The 22,487-nt window shown below is 60.7% G+C and carries 20 protein-coding genes; 11 read left to right on the plus strand and 9 right to left on the minus strand.

All coding sequences use genetic code 11. From position 1 onward, the window contains the following. Positions 1 to 44 precede the first annotated feature (44 nt). From ACQZ5F_RS21470 to ACQZ5F_RS21495, 6 genes are all read left to right on the plus strand, one after another. Positions 45 to 1,259, plus strand: a complete 1,215-nt coding sequence (locus ACQZ5F_RS21470) for an amino acid ABC transporter substrate-binding protein (protein WP_225338155.1) — start codon at positions 45 to 47, stop codon at positions 1,257 to 1,259. A 70-nt stretch (positions 1,260 to 1,329) separates the two neighbouring features. Next, positions 1,330 to 2,202 carry a branched-chain amino acid ABC transporter permease gene (locus tag ACQZ5F_RS21475; RefSeq protein ID WP_225338156.1) on the plus strand — a complete coding sequence of 291 codons (873 nt, stop codon included), beginning with the start codon at positions 1,330 to 1,332 and terminating at the stop codon, positions 2,200 to 2,202. Then, the gene (locus tag ACQZ5F_RS21480; RefSeq protein ID WP_225338157.1) at positions 2,199 to 3,107 is read left to right on the plus strand and encodes a branched-chain amino acid ABC transporter permease; all 909 of its coding nucleotides are present in this window, start codon (positions 2,199 to 2,201) and stop codon (positions 3,105 to 3,107) included. Before ACQZ5F_RS21475 ends, ACQZ5F_RS21480 begins: the two co-directional genes overlap by 4 nt. Further along, the gene (locus ACQZ5F_RS21485) at positions 3,104 to 3,832 is read left to right on the plus strand and encodes an ABC transporter ATP-binding protein (RefSeq protein ID WP_225338158.1); all 729 of its coding nucleotides are present in this window, start codon (positions 3,104 to 3,106) and stop codon (positions 3,830 to 3,832) included. Before ACQZ5F_RS21480 ends, ACQZ5F_RS21485 begins: the two co-directional genes overlap by 4 nt. Beyond that, a complete protein-coding gene (locus ACQZ5F_RS21490; RefSeq protein ID WP_225338159.1) occupies positions 3,825 to 4,547 on the plus strand; it encodes an ABC transporter ATP-binding protein in 723 nt (240 codons plus the stop codon). Before ACQZ5F_RS21485 ends, ACQZ5F_RS21490 begins: the two co-directional genes overlap by 8 nt. Positions 4,548 to 4,563: 16 nt before the next feature. Further along, positions 4,564 to 6,015, plus strand: a complete 1,452-nt coding sequence (locus ACQZ5F_RS21495) for an aldehyde dehydrogenase (RefSeq protein WP_225338160.1) — start codon at positions 4,564 to 4,566, stop codon at positions 6,013 to 6,015. Positions 6,016 to 6,045: 30 nt separating this feature from the next. On the opposite strand, the gene ACQZ5F_RS21500 is transcribed toward ACQZ5F_RS21495, so the two are convergent. Beyond that, positions 6,046 to 6,942 carry a choline sulfate utilization transcriptional regulator gene (locus ACQZ5F_RS21500; protein ID WP_225338161.1) on the minus strand — a complete coding sequence of 299 codons (897 nt, stop codon included), beginning with the start codon at positions 6,940 to 6,942 and terminating at the stop codon, positions 6,046 to 6,048. Positions 6,943 to 7,036: 94 nt separating this feature from the next. On the opposite strand from ACQZ5F_RS21500, the gene ACQZ5F_RS21505 reads away from it, so the two are divergent. Both ACQZ5F_RS21505 and betC read left to right on the plus strand, forming a co-directional pair. Next, entirely contained in the window at positions 7,037 to 7,990 is a 954-nt protein-coding gene (locus ACQZ5F_RS21505) for a choline ABC transporter substrate-binding protein (protein ID WP_225338162.1), read from the plus strand. A 15-nt stretch (positions 7,991 to 8,005) separates the two neighbouring features. Continuing rightward, a complete protein-coding gene (gene betC / locus ACQZ5F_RS21510; RefSeq protein WP_225338163.1) occupies positions 8,006 to 9,520 on the plus strand; it encodes a choline-sulfatase in 1,515 nt (504 codons plus the stop codon). 15 nt (positions 9,521 to 9,535) lie between these two features. Here the strand turns inward: betC and ACQZ5F_RS21515 are convergent, their stop codons facing one another. Genes ACQZ5F_RS21515 through ACQZ5F_RS21540 form a run of 6 tightly spaced genes read right to left on the minus strand, consistent with a single transcriptional unit; the run spans position 9,536 to position 16,045 of the window. Continuing rightward, positions 9,536 to 10,426 carry a carbohydrate kinase family protein gene (locus ACQZ5F_RS21515; RefSeq protein WP_225338164.1) on the minus strand — a complete coding sequence of 297 codons (891 nt, stop codon included), beginning with the start codon at positions 10,424 to 10,426 and terminating at the stop codon, positions 9,536 to 9,538. Further along, complete coding sequence (locus ACQZ5F_RS21520; protein WP_046801192.1) at positions 10,423 to 11,463, minus strand: ABC transporter ATP-binding protein; 1,041 nt, start codon at positions 11,461 to 11,463, stop codon at positions 10,423 to 10,425. Before ACQZ5F_RS21520 ends, ACQZ5F_RS21515 begins: the two co-directional genes overlap by 4 nt. Further along, positions 11,463 to 12,977 (minus strand): argininosuccinate lyase, encoded by a 1,515-nt coding sequence (argH, locus tag ACQZ5F_RS21525; protein ID WP_448730947.1) that lies wholly within the window; start codon positions 12,975 to 12,977, stop codon positions 11,463 to 11,465. Before argH ends, ACQZ5F_RS21520 begins: the two co-directional genes overlap by 1 nt. A gap of 4 nt (positions 12,978 to 12,981) precedes the next feature. Then, entirely contained in the window at positions 12,982 to 13,824 is an 843-nt protein-coding gene (locus ACQZ5F_RS21530; RefSeq protein WP_046801194.1) for a carbohydrate ABC transporter permease, read from the minus strand. Beyond that, on the minus strand, positions 13,821 to 14,762 hold the full coding sequence (locus ACQZ5F_RS21535; protein ID WP_046801195.1) for a carbohydrate ABC transporter permease: 942 nt from the start codon (positions 14,760 to 14,762) through the stop codon (positions 13,821 to 13,823). Before ACQZ5F_RS21535 ends, ACQZ5F_RS21530 begins: the two co-directional genes overlap by 4 nt. A 17-nt stretch (positions 14,763 to 14,779) precedes the next feature. After that, positions 14,780 to 16,045: an extracellular solute-binding protein gene (locus ACQZ5F_RS21540; protein ID WP_046801196.1), complete on the minus strand. Its 1,266-nt coding sequence runs from the start codon at positions 16,043 to 16,045 to the stop codon at positions 14,780 to 14,782. Positions 16,046 to 16,292: 247 nt separating this feature from the next. On the opposite strand from ACQZ5F_RS21540, the gene ACQZ5F_RS21545 reads away from it, so the two are divergent. The 3 genes from ACQZ5F_RS21545 to ACQZ5F_RS21555 are packed head-to-tail and all read left to right on the plus strand — an operon-like array spanning position 16,293 to position 20,849. Next, on the plus strand, positions 16,293 to 17,519 hold the full coding sequence (locus tag ACQZ5F_RS21545; protein ID WP_046801197.1) for an ROK family transcriptional regulator: 1,227 nt from the start codon (positions 16,293 to 16,295) through the stop codon (positions 17,517 to 17,519). A 19-nt stretch (positions 17,520 to 17,538) separates the two neighbouring features. Continuing rightward, complete coding sequence (locus tag ACQZ5F_RS21550) at positions 17,539 to 19,941, plus strand: PIG-L family deacetylase (protein ID WP_448730948.1); 2,403 nt, start codon at positions 17,539 to 17,541, stop codon at positions 19,939 to 19,941. Then, positions 19,938 to 20,849, plus strand: a complete 912-nt coding sequence (locus ACQZ5F_RS21555; RefSeq protein WP_225245509.1) for a DMT family transporter — start codon at positions 19,938 to 19,940, stop codon at positions 20,847 to 20,849. The genes ACQZ5F_RS21550 and ACQZ5F_RS21555 overlap by 4 nt, the downstream gene beginning before the upstream one ends. An 11-nt stretch (positions 20,850 to 20,860) precedes the next feature. On the opposite strand, the gene ACQZ5F_RS21560 is transcribed toward ACQZ5F_RS21555, so the two are convergent. Both ACQZ5F_RS21560 and ACQZ5F_RS21565 read right to left on the minus strand, forming a co-directional pair. Then, positions 20,861 to 21,328: a hypothetical protein gene (locus tag ACQZ5F_RS21560; protein ID WP_046801200.1), complete on the minus strand. Its 468-nt coding sequence runs from the start codon at positions 21,326 to 21,328 to the stop codon at positions 20,861 to 20,863. A 73-nt stretch (positions 21,329 to 21,401) separates the two neighbouring features. Beyond that, complete coding sequence (locus ACQZ5F_RS21565; RefSeq protein WP_046801201.1) at positions 21,402 to 22,295, minus strand: AraC family transcriptional regulator; 894 nt, start codon at positions 22,293 to 22,295, stop codon at positions 21,402 to 21,404. Positions 22,296 to 22,487: the final 192 nt, after the last annotated feature.

Raw genomic sequence — 22,487 nt, forward strand, 5'->3', positions numbered from 1 at the left:
TGAGGAGAACGGCAACCCCGATAAGGCGCTTTGGGAGGAACATCATGAATAATCTGAAGCGCAGAACGCTGTTCTGCCTGCTCTCCGGTGCTGCCCTGTCGGCGGTATCTTTCGGTCACGCCATTGCGCAGGACCGCACCTCGGTGAAGATCGGTTATGCCGTTTCCAAAAGCGGCGCCAATGCCACGGGTGCTGGCATCACCACCATTCCGAACTACAAATTATGGGTGAAGGAGGTCAACGATGCCGGTGGTCTCACTTTGCCGGATGGCAAGCGCCTGCCAGTGGAAGTGGTCGAATATGACGACCGCTCCTCGGCCGAGGATGCGGTGCGGTTCACCGAGCGTCTGGCCAGCCAGGACAAGGTCGATTTCATTCTGCCGCCCTGGGGCACGGGCTTCAATCTGGCCGTTGCGCCGCTTTACGACCGTTTCGGTTATCCACAGCTGGCTGTGACCGGCGTGACCGACAAGGCGCCGGATTTTGCAGCGCGCTGGAAAAAGAGCTTCTGGATGCTGGGCGGCGGTCATGATTATGCCAATGCGCTGGCCGATGTTTTGAAAGCTGCGCGCGATGCCGGCCAGATCAACGACAAGGTCGCGGTGATTTCCGTGGCTGACGGTTTCGGTATCGATCTCATCAAGGCCGCGCGGCCGGCGCTGAAGGAAGCGGGTTTCACACTCGCCTATGACAAGACCTATCCGGTCGGCACTTCGGATTTCGCAGCACTTGTGAACGAGGCGGCGTCGAGCGGTGCGGACAGCTTCATCGCCTTTTCTTATCCGCCCGACAGTTTCGCGGTGACGAAACAGGCACAGACGGCCCGGTTTAACCCGAAGGTTCTCTATGTTGGCGTCGGCGGCGCTTTCCCGATCTTCCCGAAGGTTTCCGATGGCAAGCAGGAAGGCGTGATTAGCATCGGCGGCGTCGATGGCAGCAGCGACAAGATCGAGGACTATTTCAAACGCCACGAAGCCTTCATCGGCACCAAGCCGGACAGCTGGGCAAGTGCCATCACCTATGCGAGCCTCGAAATGCTGGCCCAGTCCATCCAGCGCGTCGGTCTCGACAAGGCGGCAGTCGCGGGCGAGCTTTCGACTGGAAGCTTCGAGACTGTGATCGGCCCGGTCAAGCTTGAAGACAACCAGCTTCGCCAGCTCTGGTGGGCGGGGCAATGGCAGGGTGACCGTTTCGTGGCGATTGCGCCCGCGGACCGTGCAGGCGCGGCGAAGCCGGTCGTTCCGAAGCCGCAATGGTGAACCTTTGCCGGCCGGGGCCGTAAACCCCGGCCGGAAGGCTTCGGCCATCTTCCATACTGGAGACATTCCCTTGTTTTTATCCACCCTCATCTTCGGCTTGATGCTGGGAGGGACCTATGCGCTGATCGCGCTTGGACTTTCGCTGCAATATGGCATCGCCCGCATCATGAACCTCGCTTATGGCGAAGTGCTGATTGCGGCTGCCTTCATCGCCTTCGTGCTGTTTTCCAGTTATGGCCTGTCGCCGCTCTGGTCGCTTTTCATCATCGTGCCGCTCGGTTACGGCCTGTCTTTCGTGATCTACCGGGTCATGATGCGGCCGCTGGTGCGCCGTTCGGGCGGCTCCGGCCGTCTGGAAGTTGATTCCATTCTGGCGACCTTCGGGCTGCTCTTCGTTATCCAGGGCATCATGCTCGTGATATTCGGCGGCAACTACCATTCCTATTCCTATCTCGCCGATGGCGTCGACATCTTCGGCACGACGGTGGCGCTGAACCGGCTCCTGTCCTTCGGCCTGTCGGTCGCGATTGGCGGCGGGCTTTATCTCGCGCTTACCCACAGCCGCTGGGGCCTTAACCTGCGGGCGGTGGCGCTTGCGCCCAAATCCGCGCCGCTGGTCGGCATCGATGTGAACCGCGTGGCCTCGATCGGCTTTGCTCTTGGCGGCGCACTCGCCGTGGCGGGCGGAGTGATGATTTCGATGTACCAGACCTTTTCCGCCTCCTATGGCGTGGTTTTCACCATGAAGGCGCTTGTCGTCGTCATCATGGGCGGTGTCGGCAATCTGCTCGGCGCGCTGGTGGCCGGGCTGCTGCTCGGCCTCGTGGAAACCTTCGTGCTCGTTTATGTCGATCCCGGCCTCACGCTTGCCGCCACCTATCTGCTTTTCCTCGTGGTGCTGCTCTGGCGTCCGGAAGGCATCTTCGCAAGGAGGGGCAAATGATCCCGCTTCTCATCGGTCTTGCCGCAGCCGCGCTGCTGGCGCTTTCCCCTTTCTTTTTCGATGCCTATGGCGTGGGTGTCATCATCGGCCTTCTCGGTTATGCGACGCTCGCCTCTGCCTGGGCGATGTTCTCCGGCCCGACCCGCTATATTTCGCTCGCCACCGTCGCCTTCTTCGGTGTCGGGGCCTATACGGTCGCGGTGCTGAGCGAGGTTCTGCCCTGGCCGGTGGTGCTCCTGTGTGCGGCCCTTGTCGGCGCGGCGCTGGCGCTTGTCGTCGGGCTTTCCACGCTGCGCGTCGCAGGCATTTATTTCGTGATATTTTCTTTCGGCCTTGCCGAACTTATCCGCCAGCTCATCACCTGGTATGAGGTGAATGTGACCGGCACGCTGGGGCGTTACATCTTCCTGCCGCTGGAGCCGCAGCATGTGCTGTGGCAATTGCTGGCGCTGGCTGTCATCACCCTCCTGCTGGCGATCCTCATCGACCGCAGCAAGCTCGGACTGGCGCTGAAGGCAATCGGTGACGACGAGGTCGTGGCCGCCCATGCGGGCATCAATCTCGCCCGCACCAAGCTGACGCTCTTCGTGTTGTCGGCCACGCTCATCACGCTGGTCGGCGCCATTCAGGCCCCGCGCTGGGTCTATATCGAGCCGGCCATCGTCTTTAATCCGCAGGTATCGTTCCTCACAGTCATCATGGCCCTGCTTGGCGGAGCCACACGCCGCTGGGGACCCATTCTCGGTGCGGTGCCGCTGTTCCTGCTGTTCGAGTGGCTGGGCGCGAACTTCCCCAACCATTTTTCCATCATTCTCGGCGCTCTCTTCATCCTCATCGTCTTTGTTCTGCCGGATGGCGTGCTCGCGGCGCTGGAGAAGTTGCGCAAAAAGGAGAAAGCCGCATGAGCGCCGTTCTCGAAATCACCGATATCCGCAAGACCTTCGGCGGGCTGAAGGCGGTGGATGGCCTCGGCCTCACCATTAAGGCCGGCGAGGTCGTCGGGCTGCTCGGGCCGAACGGTTCCGGCAAGACGACGCTGATGAACCTCATCTCCGGGGCGCTGAAGCCGACCGAAGGGTCGATACGGCTCAAAGGGCAGGAGATTGCCGGCCGACGGCCGGATGTGATTGCGCGCGCCGGCGTGGCGCGCACCTTTCAGCTCGTGCGGCTTTTGCCGTCGCTTTCACTGCTCGAAAATGTCGCGGTGTCGGCCATGTTCGGCCCGCAGCGGCTTTCACGTCCCGAGGCGGAGAAGGTCGCGCGTGCCTGCCTCGAGAGAATTGGCCTTGCCGGACGGGAGACCCTGCCTGCCGGCGATCTCACCTATATCGACCAGAAGCGGCTTGAACTGGCGCGTGCGCTGGCGGGCGAACCGAAGCTTCTGCTTCTTGACGAATGGCTTGCGGGCCTCAACCCCACGGAGCTGCAGGAAGGAATAGCGCTGATCCGGCGGCTGGCATCGCAGGGAACGACGATCCTGCTGGTGGAACATATCATGGCCGCCGTGCGCGCACTTTGCCCGCGCTCCGTGGTCATGGCGGCCGGTCGCAAGATCGCCGATGGGCCGACGGCGACGGTGCTTGATGATCCGCAGGTCATTTCCGCCTATCTGGGAGCGGCACATGCTTGAAATAGACGCACTGACAATCCGCTACGGCAAACATCTCGCGGTTGACGGCATATCGCTTAATGTCGCCAAGGGCGAAACGGTGGTGCTGCTCGGCGCCAATGGTGCGGGCAAGTCGTCACTGCTGAAAGCGGTCGGCGGCGTGGTTGCGCCGGCCTCTGGCGACGTGCGCGTCAACGGTGCGTCGCTTGCCGCTGTCCCCGCCCATCAGATCGTGGAACGGGGCGTGGCGCTGGTGCCGGAGGGACGCGGAATTTTCGCGGCGCTGACGGTGGAGGACAATCTCCGTCTCGGCGCCAATCCCCGCCATGCACGTTCGGCGGAAAAGGCGACAAGAGAGCATATTTTCTCGCTGTTTCCGCGCCTTGCGGAGCGGCGGCAGCAGCTTGCAGGCACCATGTCCGGCGGCGAACAGCAGATGGTCGCCATCGGGCGGGCGCTGATGTCCGCACCCGATTATCTGCTGCTGGATGAGCCGAGCCTTGGCCTTGCGCCCATCGTTACGCAGGAACTTTTCGCCGCCCTGGCGGAGATCAAGAAGAGCGGCCTTTCCATTCTGCTCGTGGAGCAGAATGTGCGCGAAAGCCTCGCGCTTGCCGATCGCGGTTATTTGCTGGAAGCAGGGCGGATCGTCGGGGCAGGCACGGCTGAGGCCCTGTCCGCCGATCCCGCCGTGCAACGGGCGTTTCTCGGCGGCACCACCGCCGCCATTGTCTGAATTCAGGAGGAAGACCATGCAGACTGTCAATCTTTTCATCGCCGGCGACCATTGCCCGGCCGCAAGCGGCAAGCGCTTCGAACGCAGCAACCCCATTACCGGCGACGTGGCGACCAGTGCGGCAGCGGCAACGGTGGAGGACGCTACCCGTGCCGCCGATGCCGCGGCGGCCGCTTTCCCGGTCTGGTCGGCAACGCCGCCCGGTGAACGCCGCCGCCTGCTTCTGGCTGCCGCGCAGGCGCTTCTTGCCGCCGGGCCTGATATTACCCAGGCGATGAAGGAAGAAATCGGCGCAACCGATGCCTGGGCCGGTTTTAACGTCAAACTGGCAAGCGACATGCTGGTGGAGGCGGCAAGCCTAACGACCCAGATCAAGGGCGAGATCATTCCCTCCAACCGTCCCGGAACCATGGCGATGGCACTGCGCCAGCCGGCGGGCGTCGTCCTGTCCATCGCACCGTGGAATGCGCCTGTCATTCTCGGCGTGCGCTCCATCGCCACGCCGCTTGCCTGCGGCAATACGGTTGTGATGAAGACCTCGGAACTTTGCCCGCGCACCCATGCGCTGATCATCGAGGCGGTTGCTTCGGCGGGTCTGCCGAAGGGCGTGCTCAACGCCGTCTCCAATGCGCCGGAAGATGCCGCAAAGATCGTCGATACGCTGATCGCGCACCCCGCCGTCAGACGCGTGAATTTCACAGGGTCGACCCGTGTCGGCCGCGTGATTGCTGAAACAGCCGGTCGTTACCTGAAGCCGGCGCTTCTGGAGCTTGGCGGCAAGGCGCCGTTCATCGTGCTCGACGATGCCGATATCGATGCGGCTGTCGCGGCTGCCGCCTTCGGCGCTTACATGAATCAGGGCCAGATCTGCATGTCGACGGAGCGCATCATCGTGCTCGACAGCGTCGCCGATGCATTTGTGGAGGCCTTCGCCCAAAAAGCTTCGAGCCTCACGGCCGGCGATCCGCGTGAGGGCAAAACACCGCTCGGCTCGCTGGTCAGCGCCGAAGCGACCGCCCGCATTCGGGCGCTGGTGGATGACGCCGTCTCCAAGGGTGCACGACAGGTCGCCGGAGGCGGCGGGAACGGCACGATGCTCGATGCGATTGCGGTCGATGGCGTCACTCCCGCCATGCGGCTCTATTCGGAGGAAAGTTTTGGTCCTGTCGTCTCCATCATCAGGGCCGGCAGCATCGATGAGGCGGTGAGCATCGCCAATGAAACCGAGTTCGGCCTCTCCGCCGCGATTTTCGGCAGGGATCAGGCACGGGCGCTTTCCATTGCAGCCCGCATTGAAAGCGGCATATGCCACATCAACGGCCCGACCGTTCACGATGAAGCGCAGATGCCCTTCGGCGGGGTCAAGGCCTCCGGATACGGCCGTTTCGGCGGCACGGCGGGCATTGCGGAATTCACCGAGTTGCGCTGGGTCACGCTGCAGGACGGGCCGCTGCATTATCCCATCTGAACCGGAAACGGTACAGGCTGGCGGGCGGCGTCATCGCCGCTCGTCGATCAGCCAGCTGGTGAGTTTTCTCACCGCGCTATCGCTGCTTTTCGGCCGCATCAGCCAGTAGCCGCGTCCCGGCGCATCAAGGCTCGGGCCTGCCGTTACCAGCACTCCGGCCTCGAGCAACGGATCGACCAGCCCGGCCCAGCCGAGCGCGAAACCCTGTTCGCCGATGGTTGCCTGCACCACCATGGTGTAATTGTTGAAGCTGATATCGCCGCCATCATGCTCGGCCGTTCTCAGCACGCCGAAGTGCTTGAAATAGGACGGCCAGTCGAACCAGTGGGCCTGCGAGGTATTTTCTAGGTGGATGAGCTTCCGCCGTGAAAAATCAGCGACGCCTGCCGGTGCTGGCGTTTCCGCCAGGAGCGCCGGGGAACAGACCGGTGTGACCTTCTCCGAGAGCAGCAATACCGCTCCTTCGCCGGCCTCCTGCCGCGTGCCGAAAATGATCATCACGTCGCTATCGTGTTTGCCCTGGCCGAGCGGATCCTGCGTGGCGACAATCTGGATATTGATATCAGGATTGAGGGCGCGAAATCCGTGCATGCGCGGGATGAGCCACAAGGACGAAAAGGCATAGTCCGTGTGCAGACGGATGGTCTGCCGCTCCTCCGTTCGGCGGAGCTGCTGCGCCAAAAGATCGATGGCATCGACATTGCGCGAAACGATCTCGAACAGCCTCCGACCCTCCGTCGTCAGTTCGATGCCGCGATGTCTGCGCTGCACCAGCGCCACGCCCAGTTCCTCCTCCAGCCTGCGAATCTGATAGCTGACGGCTGGCTGGGTCAGCCGCAGGGATGCCGCCGCAGCCGTCAGGCTGCCACGGCGGGCAACCTCGGTGAAAATGCGCATCCATCCCAGATCGAGCGGTCGGTCTGACATTAAAATTCCTTATATCAACTATCGAAAAATACCCGCTTCACAGGCAAAAACAATGTGGTGTTCAATAAACTGGACTAATAAAAGGGGAGCCGCAATGAAAACCATTTCTCATCTGCATCGCATCGCCGCCGGTCTCATTCTGTCCGTGGCGGCCTTCTCCACCCCGCTTCAGGCGGCCGATGACGCGGCCTGCAAGACGATCCGCCTCAGCGATCCCGGCTGGACCGACATTACCGCCACCAATGGCGTCGCCTCCGTTCTGCTCGATGCGTTGGGTTATGAGGCCGACGTCAAGACACTGTCGGTGCCGATTGGCTATCAGGCGATGAAAAACGGCGAGATCGACGTTTTTCTCGGCAACTGGATGCCGGCCCAGAAATCCTTCGTCGATGACCTGAACGCGGCCAAGGCGGCCGAGGTGATGACGAAGAACCTTGAAGGCGCAAAGTTTACGCTGGCAGTGCCTTCTTACATGGCGGAAAAGGGCGTCAAGGATTTCGCCGATCTCGCCAAACACGCCGATGAGTTCGAAAGCAAGATTTATGGCATCGAGCCGGGTGCACCGGCCAACCAGAATATCCAGAAGATCATCGATGCCAATGATTTCGGCCTGAAAGGCTGGCAGTTGGTCGAATCCGGCGAGCAGGCCATGCTGGCGCAGGTGGAGCGGGCGGGCAGGGACAAGAAGGCCGTGGTCTTTCTTGCCTGGGCGCCGCATCCGATGAATGAGAAGATCGATATCACCTACCTCTCCGGCGGTGACACCTATTTCGGCCCAAATTTCGGCGGCGCGGAAGTCCATACGCTCGCCCGCACCGGCTGGCCGCAGCAATGCCCGAATGCGGCGACGCTGTTCAAGAACCTGAAATTCGATATCGGCATGGAAAATACCCTGATGGGTTCCATTCTCGGTGGCGAGGATTCCAAGGCGGCGGCAACAGCCTGGCTGAAGGCAAATCCGCAGGCGCTGGATGGCTGGCTGCAGGGCGTTACCACGCTGGATGGCAAGCCGGGTGCGGACGCCGTCAAAGGCAAGCTTGGCCTCTAAAATCGGAAAGTGGAAATGCCGCGTCCCAATATTCTGATCCTGATGGCCGACCAGTTTAACGGGACGTTTTTTCCCGATGGCCCGGCCGATTTTCTCCATGCGCCACATCTGAAAGCCTTGGCGGAGCGGTCTGTCCGCTTCGCCAACACCTATACCGCAAGCCCGCTCTGCGCACCGGCCCGCGCCTCCTTCATGTCCGGGCAATTGCCCAGTCGCACGCGGGTTTACGACAATGCTGCCGAATTTGCTTCCGATATTCCGACCTATGCCCATCATCTGCGGGCGGCGGGTTATTACACCGGCCTTTCGGGCAAGATGCATTTTGTCGGGCCCGACCAGCTGCATGGCTTCGAGGAACGCCTGACGACGGATATCTATCCGGCGGATTTCGGCTGGACACCCGATTATACCAAGCCGGGTGAGCGGATCGACTGGTGGTATCACAATCTCGGTTCGGTGACTGGCGCAGGTGTCGCGGAAATCACCAACCAGATGGAATATGACGACGAGGTAGCCTATCACGCCACCCGCAAGCTCTACGACCTGTCGCGCCGCCTCGATGACCGGCCGTGGTGCCTGACGGTGAGCTTCACCCACCCGCACGACCCCTATGTGGCGCGGCGCAAATTCTGGGACCTCTATGAGGATTGCCCGGCGCTCGACCCGCAGACGCCGGCGATTGCCTTCGAGGAGCAGGACCCGCATTCGAAGCGGTTGCTGGAGGCCTGCGATCACGAAGCTTTCGATATTTCGGCAGAACAGATGCGCCGGGCACGGCGCGGTTATTTCGCCAATATCTCCTATATCGACGAGAAGATCGGCGAAATCCTCGACGTCCTGAAGGCGACGCGGATGGAGGAGGACACGATCATCCTCTTCCTGTCGGACCATGGCGATATGCTGGGCGAGCGCGGCCTGTGGTTCAAGATGTGTTTCTTCGAGGGTTCCGCCCGCGTGCCCTTGATGATCGCCGCACCCGGCTGGCAGCCGGCTTTGATCGATGCACCGGTCTCGACGCTGGATGTCACGCCGACGCTGTGCGGACTGGCGGGGCTCGATATCACTTCACTCAAACGCTGGACGGATGGCGAAGATCTGACGGCGCTGGCTGCGGGAACTGGCGAGCGCGGCCCGGTGCCGATGGAATATGCCGCCGAAGGCTCCATCGCGCCGCTCGTCGCCATCAGGGACGGCCGCTACAAGCTGTCGGTCTGCGAGGCCGATCCGCCGCTGCTCTACGATCTCGAAGCTGACCCGGAAGAGCGCATCAATCTTGCCGGCGATCCCGCTTTCAGCGATGTGCTCTCATTGCTTTCCGCCGAGATTGGCCGGCGTTGGCAATTGCCGGGGTTCGACGCTGCCGTTCGCGAAAGCCAGGCGCGGCGCTGGGTGGTCTATAAGGCGCTGCGCAACGGCGCCTATTATCCGTGGGATTACCAGCCCTTGCAAAAGGCCTCGGAACGCTACATGCGCAACCACATGGACCTCAACGTGCTGGAGGAAAACCAGCGCTTTCCGCGCGGGGAATGAGGCGGGCAGGGCGTGTCACGCGGCGGTCGCCCTTGGCGCGCCGCCCGCCGCCTGCACCGCAAGGCTGCCCGCTGCAACACCCGCCTTGAGGCATTGTTCGTCGCCCAGCCGATGAAGCCATGCGTCAAGGAAGCCTGCATTAAAGGCGTCACCTGCGCCCGTCGTGTCGATGACAGGGACTTTTTGAGCCGCGGCATGCCGAAGTCCGGCTGAAGAGGATACCCATGCGCCCTGCGCACCGCCTTTGAGGGCGACGAGGGGAAAAGCCTCTGCCAGTGCCTTAATGGCCGCTTCCGGCTCTGAATGACCCGTGATCGCTTCGGCTTCCTCAAGATTGGGCAAAAAGACGTCGACCCCCGTACAGGCCTTGAGCAGTCCCTTGTCATATATCAGTGATGCGTCCCAGCTCGGATCGAGCGAGACGGACAGGCCATTTGCCTTGGCGCGGGAAACGAGATCTGGGATTTCGTGCAGCGTGGCAAATTCGGCAATATGCAGATGGCATGCCCCGTTCCATGCGAAGGCGGCATCAAGGGTTGAAGGGCGAACGGTGCCGGCGCGGCGCGTCAGAAACGCCCGGTCCTGCCCGACCACGCTTGCCACCGTGACCTGCGGTCCCGCATCTGCCGAATGCTCCAGAAATTGCAGGTCGACGCCGCTCTGCTGCATCCTCTCGCCGATCGCGCGCGACAGTGTGTCTGTGCCGAGCCTTGCGAGCAGCGCGGCCGGGCGGCCGATATGGGCGAAATGCGCGGCGGCAATGAAGGCCCCGCCGCCGGCGGCAATTTCCATGTCGCGGGCAAACAGTTCCCGGCCGAGAACGGGTAATTCGTCAAGCCCGGTGAAAATGAGGTCGCAATAGATCCGGCCGATGCTGAGGACGGCTGTTTTTTCTGTTGTCATCATGCGCGACCCAGAAGCTTTTCCGTTTTCGCATCGAAAAGATAAAGCGCGCCTGCTTCCGCCTGGCATTGCAACCGGCTGCCGACAGCGGGAATGGATTTGCCTCTGGCCGTCGCAATCACCGAGGTGGTGTCGGTATCCAGATGAACAAGCGTCTCCGGCCCGAGCGGCTCGACTGCCGTTACAGTTCCCTCGAGCGTAAACGTTCCCTGTGCGGCACCGTTTTCCCCGACCAGCAGATCATGTGGCCGGACGCCGATCAAAAGCTCACCCGTGGCGGAGGGCGTAACGCTGCTGGTTTTTTTGGTGCCGCGCAGCAGGTTCATCGAGGGGCTGCCGATGAAGCGCGCCGTGAAGATATCGACGGGTGTTTCGTAAAGTTCCGTCGGCGTGCCGACCTGCAGGATATGGCCGTCCTTCATCACCACGATACGGTCCGCCATGGTCATGGCTTCCACCTGATCGTGGGTGACGTAGACGGTGGTCGTCTTAAGACGTTGATGCAAGCGCTTGATTTCAATGCGCATCTGCGATCTCAACTGCGCATCGAGATTGGAGAGCGGCTCATCGAACAGGAAGGCTGCGGGATCGCGCACCATCGCGCGGCCAATGGCGACGCGCTGCCGCTGGCCGCCCGACAGGGCCGCGGGACGGCGGTCAAGCAGGGCTTCAAGCCCCAGCACCCGGCCGGCCTCTTCGATGCGGCGGTTCTTTTCCGTCTTGTCGAGCTTTGATGTATAAAGCCCGAAACCGATATTCTGGCGAACCGTCATATGCGGATAGATCGCATAGTTCTGGAAGACCATGGCGATGTTGCGCTGTTTCGGTTCTTTCTCATTGACGACGTTACCGGCGATCTTGAGCGTGCCATCGGAAATCTCTTCCAGCCCGGCGATCATTCTGAGCGTAGTGGATTTGCCGCAGCCGGAAGGGCCGACAAAAACGACGAATTCGCCGTCTTCAATGGCCAGGTCTATGCCTTTGACCGCTTCGACCTTGCCGTAGCGCTTCACGAGTTGATTGAGTTCGATTGTCGCCATTATCGCGCTCCCGTCAGGGCGGTAAATTTCTCTGTCAGTTCGGTGGCCTTCGCCGCTTCGTGGTCGGCGGATCGCTGTGCTTCCGCTGCCAACTCACCCAGCTTGTCTCGATAGGCCGCGATGGCCTCCCGCATCGGTTCGGGGGCAGGGCCGCCGAAGCGGCTGCGAACCGCGACGAAGTGCTCCGGCGAGACGATCTGCCTGAATTTTTCCTCGTCAATGCCGGTCTCGCGTCCTGTCAGCTCATTGAAGGCCTTGAGGAACGGCTGATAGCCGTCATTCGGCAGATCGCCCTTCAGCGCGACGACGCTTCTGGCGACGGTCGCGGCAATTTCGTGCGCTTGGCGGAACGACAGGTCTTCGATACGGACAAGCGAATCCGCCAGTTCCGTGATGGTGATGCAGGAACGGCGGATGTTCTGGTCGACCCTTTCAGGATCGATGCTGATCTGGCCAACGAGGCTGGCGAGAAGATCGAGAACCCGGCCGGCGGAAGCGAAGGCCTCGTAACCCATGCCCTGGGTTTCGCCTTCGCTGTCGTTCATGTCGGTGAAGGGCGTATTGTGCATCACATCAAGCACGGTACGCGCCCGGCCGAATGTCTGGCTGGCGAGGTGGCGCAGATGTTCGATCGGCACCGGGTTGCGTTTCTGCGGCATGATGGAGGAAATCTGTACCAGCGAATTCGGCACATAGATCTGGCCAACTTCGAAACTCGTCCAGAACTGGAAATCCTGAATGAGCCGGCCGAGATGCAGGAACATCAGCTCGATCGCGCCGTAGGTTGCTGTCGTATAATCCACGGCGGCGATGCAGGAATAGGAATTGCGCAGCGGCGCGGCAAAGCCCAGCAATTCGGCAACGCGTGCACGGTCGATTGGAAAGCCCGAGGTGGTGATGGCGGCAGCGCCCATTGGCGAAAGGTCAACGATGCGGCGCGCCTCAGCGAAGCGGTCAATATCCCTTATCAACACCTCGATGGCGGCGGAAAGGTAATGGCCGAAGGTCGTGGGCTGGGCGGGCTGCCCATGCGTATAGGCCACAATCAGCGTGGACTGATTGCGCTCGGCGGCATCGATCAGCGCTTTCAGCAGAACGCGTGCCTTGGCGGTGAGCGTGTCGATCTTGTCCTTGAGGCCGATCTTGAACAGCGTGTGATCGATATCGTTGCGCGAACGGGCCGTGTGCAGGCGACCTGCCACATCGACGCCGATGCGGGCTTTCAGTTCCTTTTCGATCAGGAAGAAGAAATCCTCGACCTCGCCGGTATAAACAAGTTCCGATGGCTCGATGGTCCTGTCGATATCCTCAAGCGCGCCGGCGATTTTGGCCGCCGTTTCGGCGTCGAGAATGCCGGTTTCCCGAAGCATGACCAGATGGGCGCGGTCAATGCGGCGGAAACCGTCGACATGGTGGTTCTTGGCGCCGTCGAAAAGCGGGCGCAGCACTGTTTCCTTGTAGACAGGGTCGGGGAACTTGCTGGTATCCGACTGGCGCGGGTTGATATCGGCCATAATATTATCCTTTCAGACCCGCCAGCATCACACCGCGCACGATGTAGCGTTGCAGGACGATGAAGACGATAAGGGTTGGGATGGTCGCAATGGCTGCGCCCGTCATGATCATTTCCCACTGGATCTGCTGCTCCACGGCAAAGCTCGAGAGGCCGACCGGCAGAGTATAGAGTTCCTTGCTGGTCGTGACGATCAGCGGCCAGAAAAAGGCTGTCCAGTTGCCAAGGAAGGTGAAGATCGCGAGTGCGGAGAGCGCCGGCGTCACCAGTGGCAGGGCGACTTTCCACCAGATCTGGAATTCGTTCAACCCGTCGACGCGCGCGGCCTCGATGAAATCGTTAGGAACCGTCTCGAAGAACTGCTTCATCAGGAAGGTGCCGAAGGCCGTCATCATGCCCGGAAACATGATGCCCCAGTAGCTGTCGAGCCAGCCCAGCTGGCTGGACATCAGATACCATGGAATAACAAGCATTTCGGTCGGTATCATCAGCGTCGAGAGGATTGCGAGGAAGATGAAGTATCGACCACGGAACTCGAACTTCGCCAGCGTATAACCGACCAGACTGTCGAAGAAACAGTTGGAAATGGTGACGACGACGGCGACCAGCATCGAGTTGAAAAACCAGCGCAGGAAACGGCCGTCGGCCATGACGGTGATGTAGTTTGCGATTGTCGGCGCAGCCGGGATGAGCCTGAGATCATAGACTTGATCCGCCGTCTTGAACGATGTCGAGAACATGAACAGCAGCGGCGAAACCATGATCAGGCCACCGATGAACAGCAGCGTCCAGGCGAGAATGCGGCCGGGGCGGATGCGGGCGTGGGAGAGTGGCGAGGCTTCGCTCATTTCTTTTCCCTCAGGACCCAGAGCTGGATCAGCGATACGACGAGAAGAATGGTGAACAGGACGACCGTCTGCGCGGCGGCATAGCCCATCGCATAGGAGTTGAATGCGGTCTGGTAGATCATCAGCACCAGCGGTTTGGTGGAACCGAGCGGCCCGCCCGGATCATTGGTGGTCATGTTATAGACCTGGTCGAAAATGCGCAGGAAGCCGATGGATGAAAACACCACGAGGAAAACGGTGGTGGGTTTCAGAAGCGGCAAGGTTATCTTGCGCAGGATCGCCCATTCACCCAGCCCGTCGATACGGGCGGCTTCGTAGAATGTCGTCGGAATGGCGCGCAGGCCCGCCATGAAGATGATGATCTGGAAACCGAGGCCCGCCCAGATGGCCGTCACCATGACCGAATAAAGCGCCTGATCGGTGGAGCGAATAAATGGCTGCTGGGGAATGCCGATGAGGCCGAGCACGTCGTTGATGATGCCGATGGGCGGCGGCTGATAGAACCAGCGCCAAACCCAGGCCATGGCGGCAGCCGTGGTCAGGTAGGGGAGGAAATAAAGCGCGCGGATGAAGCCGTGCAGAATGCGCACCCGGTCCAGATAAAACGCGATGACGAAAGCCAGAACAAGGCTGATCGGCGTACCGACGATAAGATAGGCAAAGGTGTTCTTGAACACCTTCCAGAATTGCGGGTCCTTGAACAGCTTGACGTAATTGGCGATGCCGATGAACTTTGCCGGTCGCAGCAGGTCCCAGTTGGTGAAGGATAGATAGAAGGCCTGCAGCGTCGGGTAAAAACGGATGACGCTGTAAAAGAGGATCGGGATTGCCAGAAAGCTCCAGATCCACAAAAGCCGTTTGGTGCGCATGGAAAGGCGATCTCCGAAGGAGCCGCCGGGGCGGCCGGATGCCGCCCCCTGTTGATCGATCGCTGTCATTGTTGGACCTGCGGTTTTCAGGGTTTCGCCGCGTCGATGATTTCCTGCTCGGCCTCGGCGGCCTGCTTGATGGAATCTTCGACCGACTGGCCTTCGAGCAGGACCCGGTTGGTCATGTCGATGGCGTTCTGCCGCTGGGCGGCTTCATCCATGAACAGTGTTGTATGGGCATATTCCAGACCCTTCAGGAACGGCGCGTAGATCGGGTCCTTCAGGTTTTCTTCTGTCAGTGCCGCAGAGCGCCGCGCCGGCAACTCGCCCACCGTCTTCAGCCAGATCGCCATGGCCTCCGGCGAAGAGATATAGGCGAGGAACTTCTTCGACGCCTCAAGCTCTTCGCCCGTGGTCTTGGCGCTGATGCCGTTGGCGAAGTAGCTCGCATAGTTGGAGCGGATATTCTTGTCATTGGTGGGAAGTTCGGTCACGCCCCACTCGAAATCCTTGATGGTGCGGAACGAGCCCAGCCGGAAGGTGCCGTCGATGGTCATGCCGGCCTTGCCGGCGCGGAAGGCGGCCTGGCCTTCATCCATGAAGCCGGCCTGACCGATCTTCTTTTCAAGCTGCAGGCTGGTGTAGAATTTCAGTGCCTGAACGCCCGCCTCGCTGTTATAGGCGACCTTCTGGTCATTGTCGGTATAGGGTTCGCCACCATATTGGCGAATGAGAATCTCACGCCACCACTGGTGATCCTGGCCGCCCATGTCGAGCGTGGAACCGGCGACCGTCAGGTTTCCGGCGGCGTCGTGCTTGGCGATCTTTTCCGCGGCTGCCACGAATTCGTCAAGCGTCTTCGGCGGATTGGCGGCGTCGAGACCTGCTTCGGTGAAGAGCTTCTTGTTGTAGAAGAGCGCCAGCGAACGAACCGCTGTCGGCAGGCCGTAATAATCGTCGCCGCGTTTCATGGCGCTGACGATCGGGAAAAATTCGCTTTCGATCTTGTCATGCGGGAAGGCGTCGGTTGGCAGTGGCTGCAGGATGCCGCCGGCTGCGAATTTATCCAGCCAGCCATAGAAGAGCTGCATCACGTCGGGGCCCTTGCCGGAAAGATTGGCGGCGATGACGCGCGTCTGGTAATCGGCGTATGGAAAGGTCACCTGCTTGACGGTGATGTCAGGATTGGCCTTCTGGAATTCCGCGATCAGCTCATCCATGGCCTTTACGCGTGTGTCGAAGACATATTGCCAATATTCGATTTCAACCGCCTGCGCGGCGTTGAATGCAAATGTGCTGAAACCGGCGACCAAGCCGGCGAACAGAGTTGCCCTGCGCATGTAACCCTCCATTTCCTCCGTCCGGTCTTCCGGATGCGGAGTGATCGTTCCCTTTATCCGCGCTTTCGCGCGTGCTCATTCACTCGTCCGGCAACGGGAATTTTCGTGTCCCATCCCCATGCGAGCCTGACCCCCGGTCGTTCTCTACGGTTCTCCGAACACGGGCATTTGTCAATAAGATAATTTACTTGAATTATTATATTGCGCTTATCGTCATTTGGACGTTATGAATTTTCTAAGGGACGGGGAAATTGAAGAGATGACGGTGCACACGGTGGATGCCTATCCCGTAGCAATCGGAAAAAATCCTGAGCGGAGCCGCGAGCATAACAGGCGAGTCGTCCTCGACCTCGTCAGGCGTCACGGATCGCTCGGTCGCGCCCAGATCGCCAAGATCACCCATCTGACAGCCCAGGCAGTCGCCAACATCGTCGATGAGCTGGTGGGTGAAGAATTGCTGAAGGAACTCGGCCGTCGCCGCACCGGCAGGGGGCAGCCGCCGATCCAGTTCGCTGTCAATCCGGATGGCGGCGCGACGATCGGCGTGGAAATCGCCGCCGACCATATGGTCACCGTCGGCCTCGATCTCGCCGGCGTGCTGCGCACCCATCGCGTCACGCCGCTGACGGACACCACGCCGGAGGCCATATTCAAGACCTTTGCCGCCGAGCATGCGGCTGTTGCGAAAAATCTCGGTTGCAGGCTGCTCGGCACCGGCGTCGTCATGCCCGGTCCCTTCGAGATCGATGGCATGACCTCGGTCGGGCCAACGACCCTTTCCGGCTGGGGCGGCATCGATGCCCGCCAGATGCTGAGCGACGCCTGCGGCCAGCCGGTGGTGGTGGAAAATGACGCGACAGCCGCTGCCGTCGGGGAGCGCCTGTTCGGCGCGGGGTTGGCGATCCCCAATTTCTGCATGATCTATTTCGGCGTCGGTATCGGTCTTGGCATCATTCAGGATGGCTCGCCCTATCGCGGTGCATTCGGAAACGCCGGCGAAATCGGCCACGTCACCGTATCGCCGCGGGGCAGGGCCTGCCCGTCCTGCGGGCAAAAAGGCTGCCTGGAAGCCTATGCTTCCGTTTACGTGCTGAAGGAAAAGCTCAGCCATGCCGGTATCGCCGATACCGAACTTGGCGATCTTGAAGCTCTGTTCAAAGCCGGCGATCCTGTCGTGACAGAGTGGATCGACGATGCCTCGGCCCATCTCGCGCCGATGATTGCCATGCTGGAGAACATTCTCGATCCGCAGACCGTCATCCTCGGTGGCGCGCTGCCGGAGGTCATCATCAGCGAAATCATTCAGCGCATGGGGGATTTGCCGACCTCGGTCGCAAGCCGGCGGCAGCGGGAACTGCCGCGCGTCATGCACGGCAAATCCGGGCAGTTGACCGCCGCCCTTGGCGCTGCGGCGCTGCCGCTGTTCGATATCGTCACACCAAAACTGGAGACATCCCCGGGAGCCGCAGCACAGGCGCCGGGCTGAATATTGGAGGAGACCGCCCATGCTTACCCCTCGCGAGCGCATCGAACGGCAGATGGCCGATCCATGGCTCGTTCGCCTGCACCGCAAGCTGAGCGCGCTGAAATCCACCGCCACCGTCATGCATACCGGCGCGCATCCGGATGATGAGCAGAACGGCCTTCTCGCCTATTTCCGCATGGAACTGGGCATGCGGATCATCATTGCCTGTTCGACACGCGGCGAGGGCGGGCAGAACGCGCTGGGGCCGGAAAGACTGGGCGCGCTTGGTGTCATTCGCTCGCGGGAACTCGAAGAGGCCGCCCGTATCATCGATGCCGACATAAGCTGGCTTGGCCACGGACCGGCGGATATGATCCATGATTTCGGTTTCTCCAAGGATGGCGACCAGACCTTCGGCCGCTGGGGGCAGCAGCGCATCGTCGAAAGATTGGTGCGGGCCTATCGCAAGGAGCGTCCCGATATCGTCATCCCGACATTTCTCGATGTGCCGGGGCAGCACGGGCACCACCGCGCCATGACACGGGCTGCAAGAAGCGCGATTGCGCTGGCGGCCGATCCTTCCGCTTACCCTGAACATTTCTCCGAGGGGCTGAAGCCCTGGAAGGTGGCGAAGTTCTACCTTCCGGCATGGTCGGGCGGTGGCGATACCTATGATGACGAAGTGCCGCCGCCGGAAACCACCCTGACGATCAATGCGGCCGGCAAGGAGCCGGCGACCGGTGCGGAATATGACCGTATCGGCGAATGGTCACGTTATTACCATGCCTCGCAGGGAATGGGGCACTGGCCGAAGCGTGCGCAGGAACTCTGGCCGCTTCATCTCGAACTTTCCGACGCCGCCAATCGAGAAGAAAGTTCGATCCTCGACAACCTGCCATCGACGCTTGCCGCCCTTGCCGGCGTTGCGGGGCTGGATTCCGAATCCCAGAAAGCACTGGTCGAGGCCGAAAAGGCCATCGGCCGCGCGATTGCGGCTTTTCCCGACACGCGGGAAATCACCAGATCGCTACTGGATGCGGCGGCCCTTCTGCAAAAGGTGGATGAAGCCGCGGCAAGTGAATTCACGGACTTGCACGGCCACAGGATCACGCGCAAACGGGCTGAAGTCGATGCTGCCATTCTGACCGCGCTTAATCTTTTCGAGCGGGCCTATGCCGAGCCGGCAGAGATCGTTCCGGGTGGGGAAACGTCGCTTTCTGTGGAGCTTTCCGACCGGGCGGCCGAATTCGATATCAAGGTAACACCGGTTCTTCCGAGTGGAGTGTCGTCGTCCATCAGGTCGTTGGGACAGACAGTTGTCTTTTCCCTTGCCGCCGATCAAACCACGGCTGTCTCAGGTCTCTATCAGCCGGACTGGAAGACGGCAGGCGGCAACGGCCATGGTTTCGTACGTGTGGCTGCAACGCTCGAAGGGCGGGAGGTTTCCGCTCTCTTCGATCTGGAAGAACCGTTTTTCGTTACGCCGGCGCAGTCGCTCACGCTTTCGCCGGATGCATTTCTCGTTCCGCTGGAGCAAGGCCGGGACACACATGTGTTTCAGGCCCTTGTGAAAGGCGCGGATACACCGATTTCATTCAGGGGCGCTGGCGGCTGGAATGTGAACCGATCGGGAGACGGCTGGGTTGCTGAACGCACGGGCGAGGGCGCGGCGGGGCTTGCACAGCTTGAGGCGATCTCCGGTTCGCAGCCGGCTTTCCAGGTCACCCCTATCGCCTATCCGCATATTGGCAGGGCGCGGTTTCTTGCTCCGTCCGTCATGAAAATTCTGTCGCTGGACCTCAAACTGCCCAAGGGCGCGCGGATCGGTTATGTCGGCGGCGGTGCGGACCGGGTCGGTTCATGGCTGTCGCGCATGGGTCTCGATGTCACCGAACTCGACGCGCAGGCGCTCGGCGGCGATCTCTCGCCTTTCACGACAATTGTCGTCGGCATATTCGCCTTCGGCATCCGCAGGGATCTCACTGCTGCGACGGAGAAGCTCCATCGCTTTGTCGAAAACGGCGGCCATCTGGTCACGCTCTATCACCGGCCGACCGACGGATGGAACCCGGAGACAACACCGGTCCAGCGTCTTGAAATCGGCAAACCGTCGCTGCGCTGGCGGGTAACGGACCCGACGGCGGAGGTGACGGTGCTGTTGCCCGATCATCCGCTGCTTGCCGGCCCCAACATCATCGGCGCTGCCGATTGGGCGGGCTGGGACAAGGAGCGCGGGCTTTATTTCGCCTCGCGCTGGGATGACGTGTACGAGCCATTGCTCGCCATGCACGATGTCGATGAACAGCCTCTCAAGGGCGCGCTGGTCTCGGGCGTCATCGGCAAGGGCCGTCACACCCATACCAGCCTCGTGCTGCATCACCAGATGGACAAGCTTGTGCCGGGGGCGTTCCGCCTCATGGCAAACCTTGTGCAACCGGCGTGAATGCCCACGGACAAAGTGAGAAACAGGAAAACCCGCGCGAAACCGATACGCGCGCGGGTATCGGCTGGCTGTTGCTGGACATGACCCTTGTTGCGGGAGGAATGACAGCGCTGGTTAAGGCGCAGGGTGTTACCTATCCCGCCTTCCAGCTCGTCTTCATCCGGGCGATGATCGGCCTTATCTTCATCCTGCCTTTGATCTGGCGGCATCGGATGGAGATGCTGCGCGTCAAATATCCTTGGCGCAACCTCTTTCGCATCTGCTGCAACGCCATCGCGCTCACCAGCAATTTCATCGCCATCACCCTCCTGCCGCTTGCCACGGTCAACGCCGTCGGCTTCTCCCGACCATTGGTGACGATGGCGATGGCCGTTGCTTTTCTCGGTGAAAGAGTGAGTCGGTATCGCTGGGCCGGAGCCTGCCTCGCATTTGCCGGCGTGCTTGTCGTCATCGGGCCGGGTGGGGCGGAGTTTAACGGGGGCGTGCTTGTCGTCCTCGTATCTGTGGTGTTTGGTGCACTTGCAGTGATCCAGACCCGGGCGTTGCGGCAGGAAAACACCACGGTCATGATGGTATTTTATACCGTTGGCCTTGCCGTCATCACTGCCGTTCCGGCGATCTGGACATGGAAGCCGGTTGCGCCGCTCGACTGGGGGCCGTTGCTGGCCATCGGGCTTCTGGCGCAGATGGGGCAATATTGCTTCCTGCGGGCCTATCGTATCGCCGATGCCAGCGTCCTTGCGCCCGTCAGCTATCTCTCGATCCTGTTCGTCACGGCTGTCGGATATTTCCTGTTTGACGAGGTGCCCGAAACCCGTGTCGTGCTCGGCATCGCCATCATCCTCGTTTCGTTGCAGTCCACCGCACTTGTGGAATATGTTTTAAAGAAGCTGCGCCGCCGGAAGTAACGGAAACGCCCTTACCTCTGGAATTCCAAGACCCTCAGCCGGATCCAGTTCAAGGTCGCCAGTTTGGCGCGATCGTAAAAGGAACGGGCGAAGCGCACATAGCGCATGATCCAGGCGAGCCAGGCATAGGTGAGGAGCTTTTCCTTCCCCGCGTGATAGATGCGTTCGACGATCAGGAAGGTTGCCAGATGGGCGAGGATCGTGACACCGATCCCTGTCTTGATTGCACCATGGGCAATCAGGAGAAGGCCGACGATCTTCATGGGTTCGGCAATGGCGAAGGGCACGGCAAGACAGAGAAGAATGGCGAGACGCGGCAAGTCGGCGATCCGGTTTTCCAGTCGCCTGATGAATGTTATGCCGGATATGGCCCTGATGACAGGCCGATAAAGCGGCCGGAAAATTCCGTCGAGGATCAGTGCAAATACGATGATTGCTCTGATTGGAAAAACGAGGATCGTGCGGACTTTGCTGTTCACCTCAGCCGATCTCCAAAGAGGTTGTTCAGTCCATTCTTAGTCGCCTGAAACGTGGCAAAACGAAGTTGTTTTTTCAGGTTCCGTCCTGCCGAACGCTCGCATACATGCCGGTGGTGCGAAATTCGCTGGGATTGGTGCCGTAAAGACGGCGGAAGACCTTGGAGAAATAGTTCGGATCCTCGAACCCACACAGCACGGAAACCTCCTTGATCGGGATGTTTGCGGCCGTGGTGAGAAGCTTGGCCGCCCGCCTCAATCGGCGTTGCAGCACGAATTCAGCGGGCGGCATGCCTTCGCTTGCCGTGAAGATGCGGGAAAAATGCGCGCGGCTGAGGCCGGCGACGCCCGCGAGGTCGCTGACGGATAGACGCTCGCCGAGATGGCTGTCTATGTGGCTCAGCACCTGTTGCAGGGTGCGATATTCGCCGCCGAAAGAAGGGTGCGAACCGAAGACATCATCATAAAGCGTCATAGCTGCTTCATAGGCCACGGCGGAGGCCGCCCCCGGCGTTTCCGCGCCATTGACCAGGCGCGAACAGCATTCGGCAAGGTGATCGACGGTTTCGGACTGGAGCTTGAGGATCGGGCCGGTGACGGCGAGGATGTTGCGGTGAATGCGCAGGGCTTCCTCGCCATTCATGGAAATCCAGAAGAATTCCCACTCCTTGCCCTCTTCCAGCCAGTAGCGGTGATTGTGGGGGATGAGCAGCAGCAGGGTTTCGCCCGGCTTCACCACATAGTGGCGGTTCTCGTAACGCAGGTTGCCCTGTCCGCTGATACAATATTGCAGCACCGTGAAGGGCGTCTGGCCGCGCTTGCGTCCGTCCCAGTCGTAATTGCCGCCGCGGCGGATTTCATAACCGCTGCTGGTCGGCATGGTGTGCAGCGTCTGGCGGCCGCGCGGCAGCGAGACGGTGCGCATGCCCGGTCCCTGATCGATCAAATCGTGCAGCACAAAATTACCCATGAAAGCATAATCCTTCTCTGGTCCTCACCCTCTTTATACGCATAATCCCGATCCGAGGAGACAGCCAACGGGATATTGTTGCTGAAAAATTGGGAGGAAGGCCGGTTTTCCGGGATTCTCACGGGTATTTTTCTACAGCGCCATTTCATGACCCTTCGGCCCGTTTCACCCGTTCGATTTGCAACAGAGGTG

This window comes from Agrobacterium sp. 22-210-1, assembly GCF_053522525.1.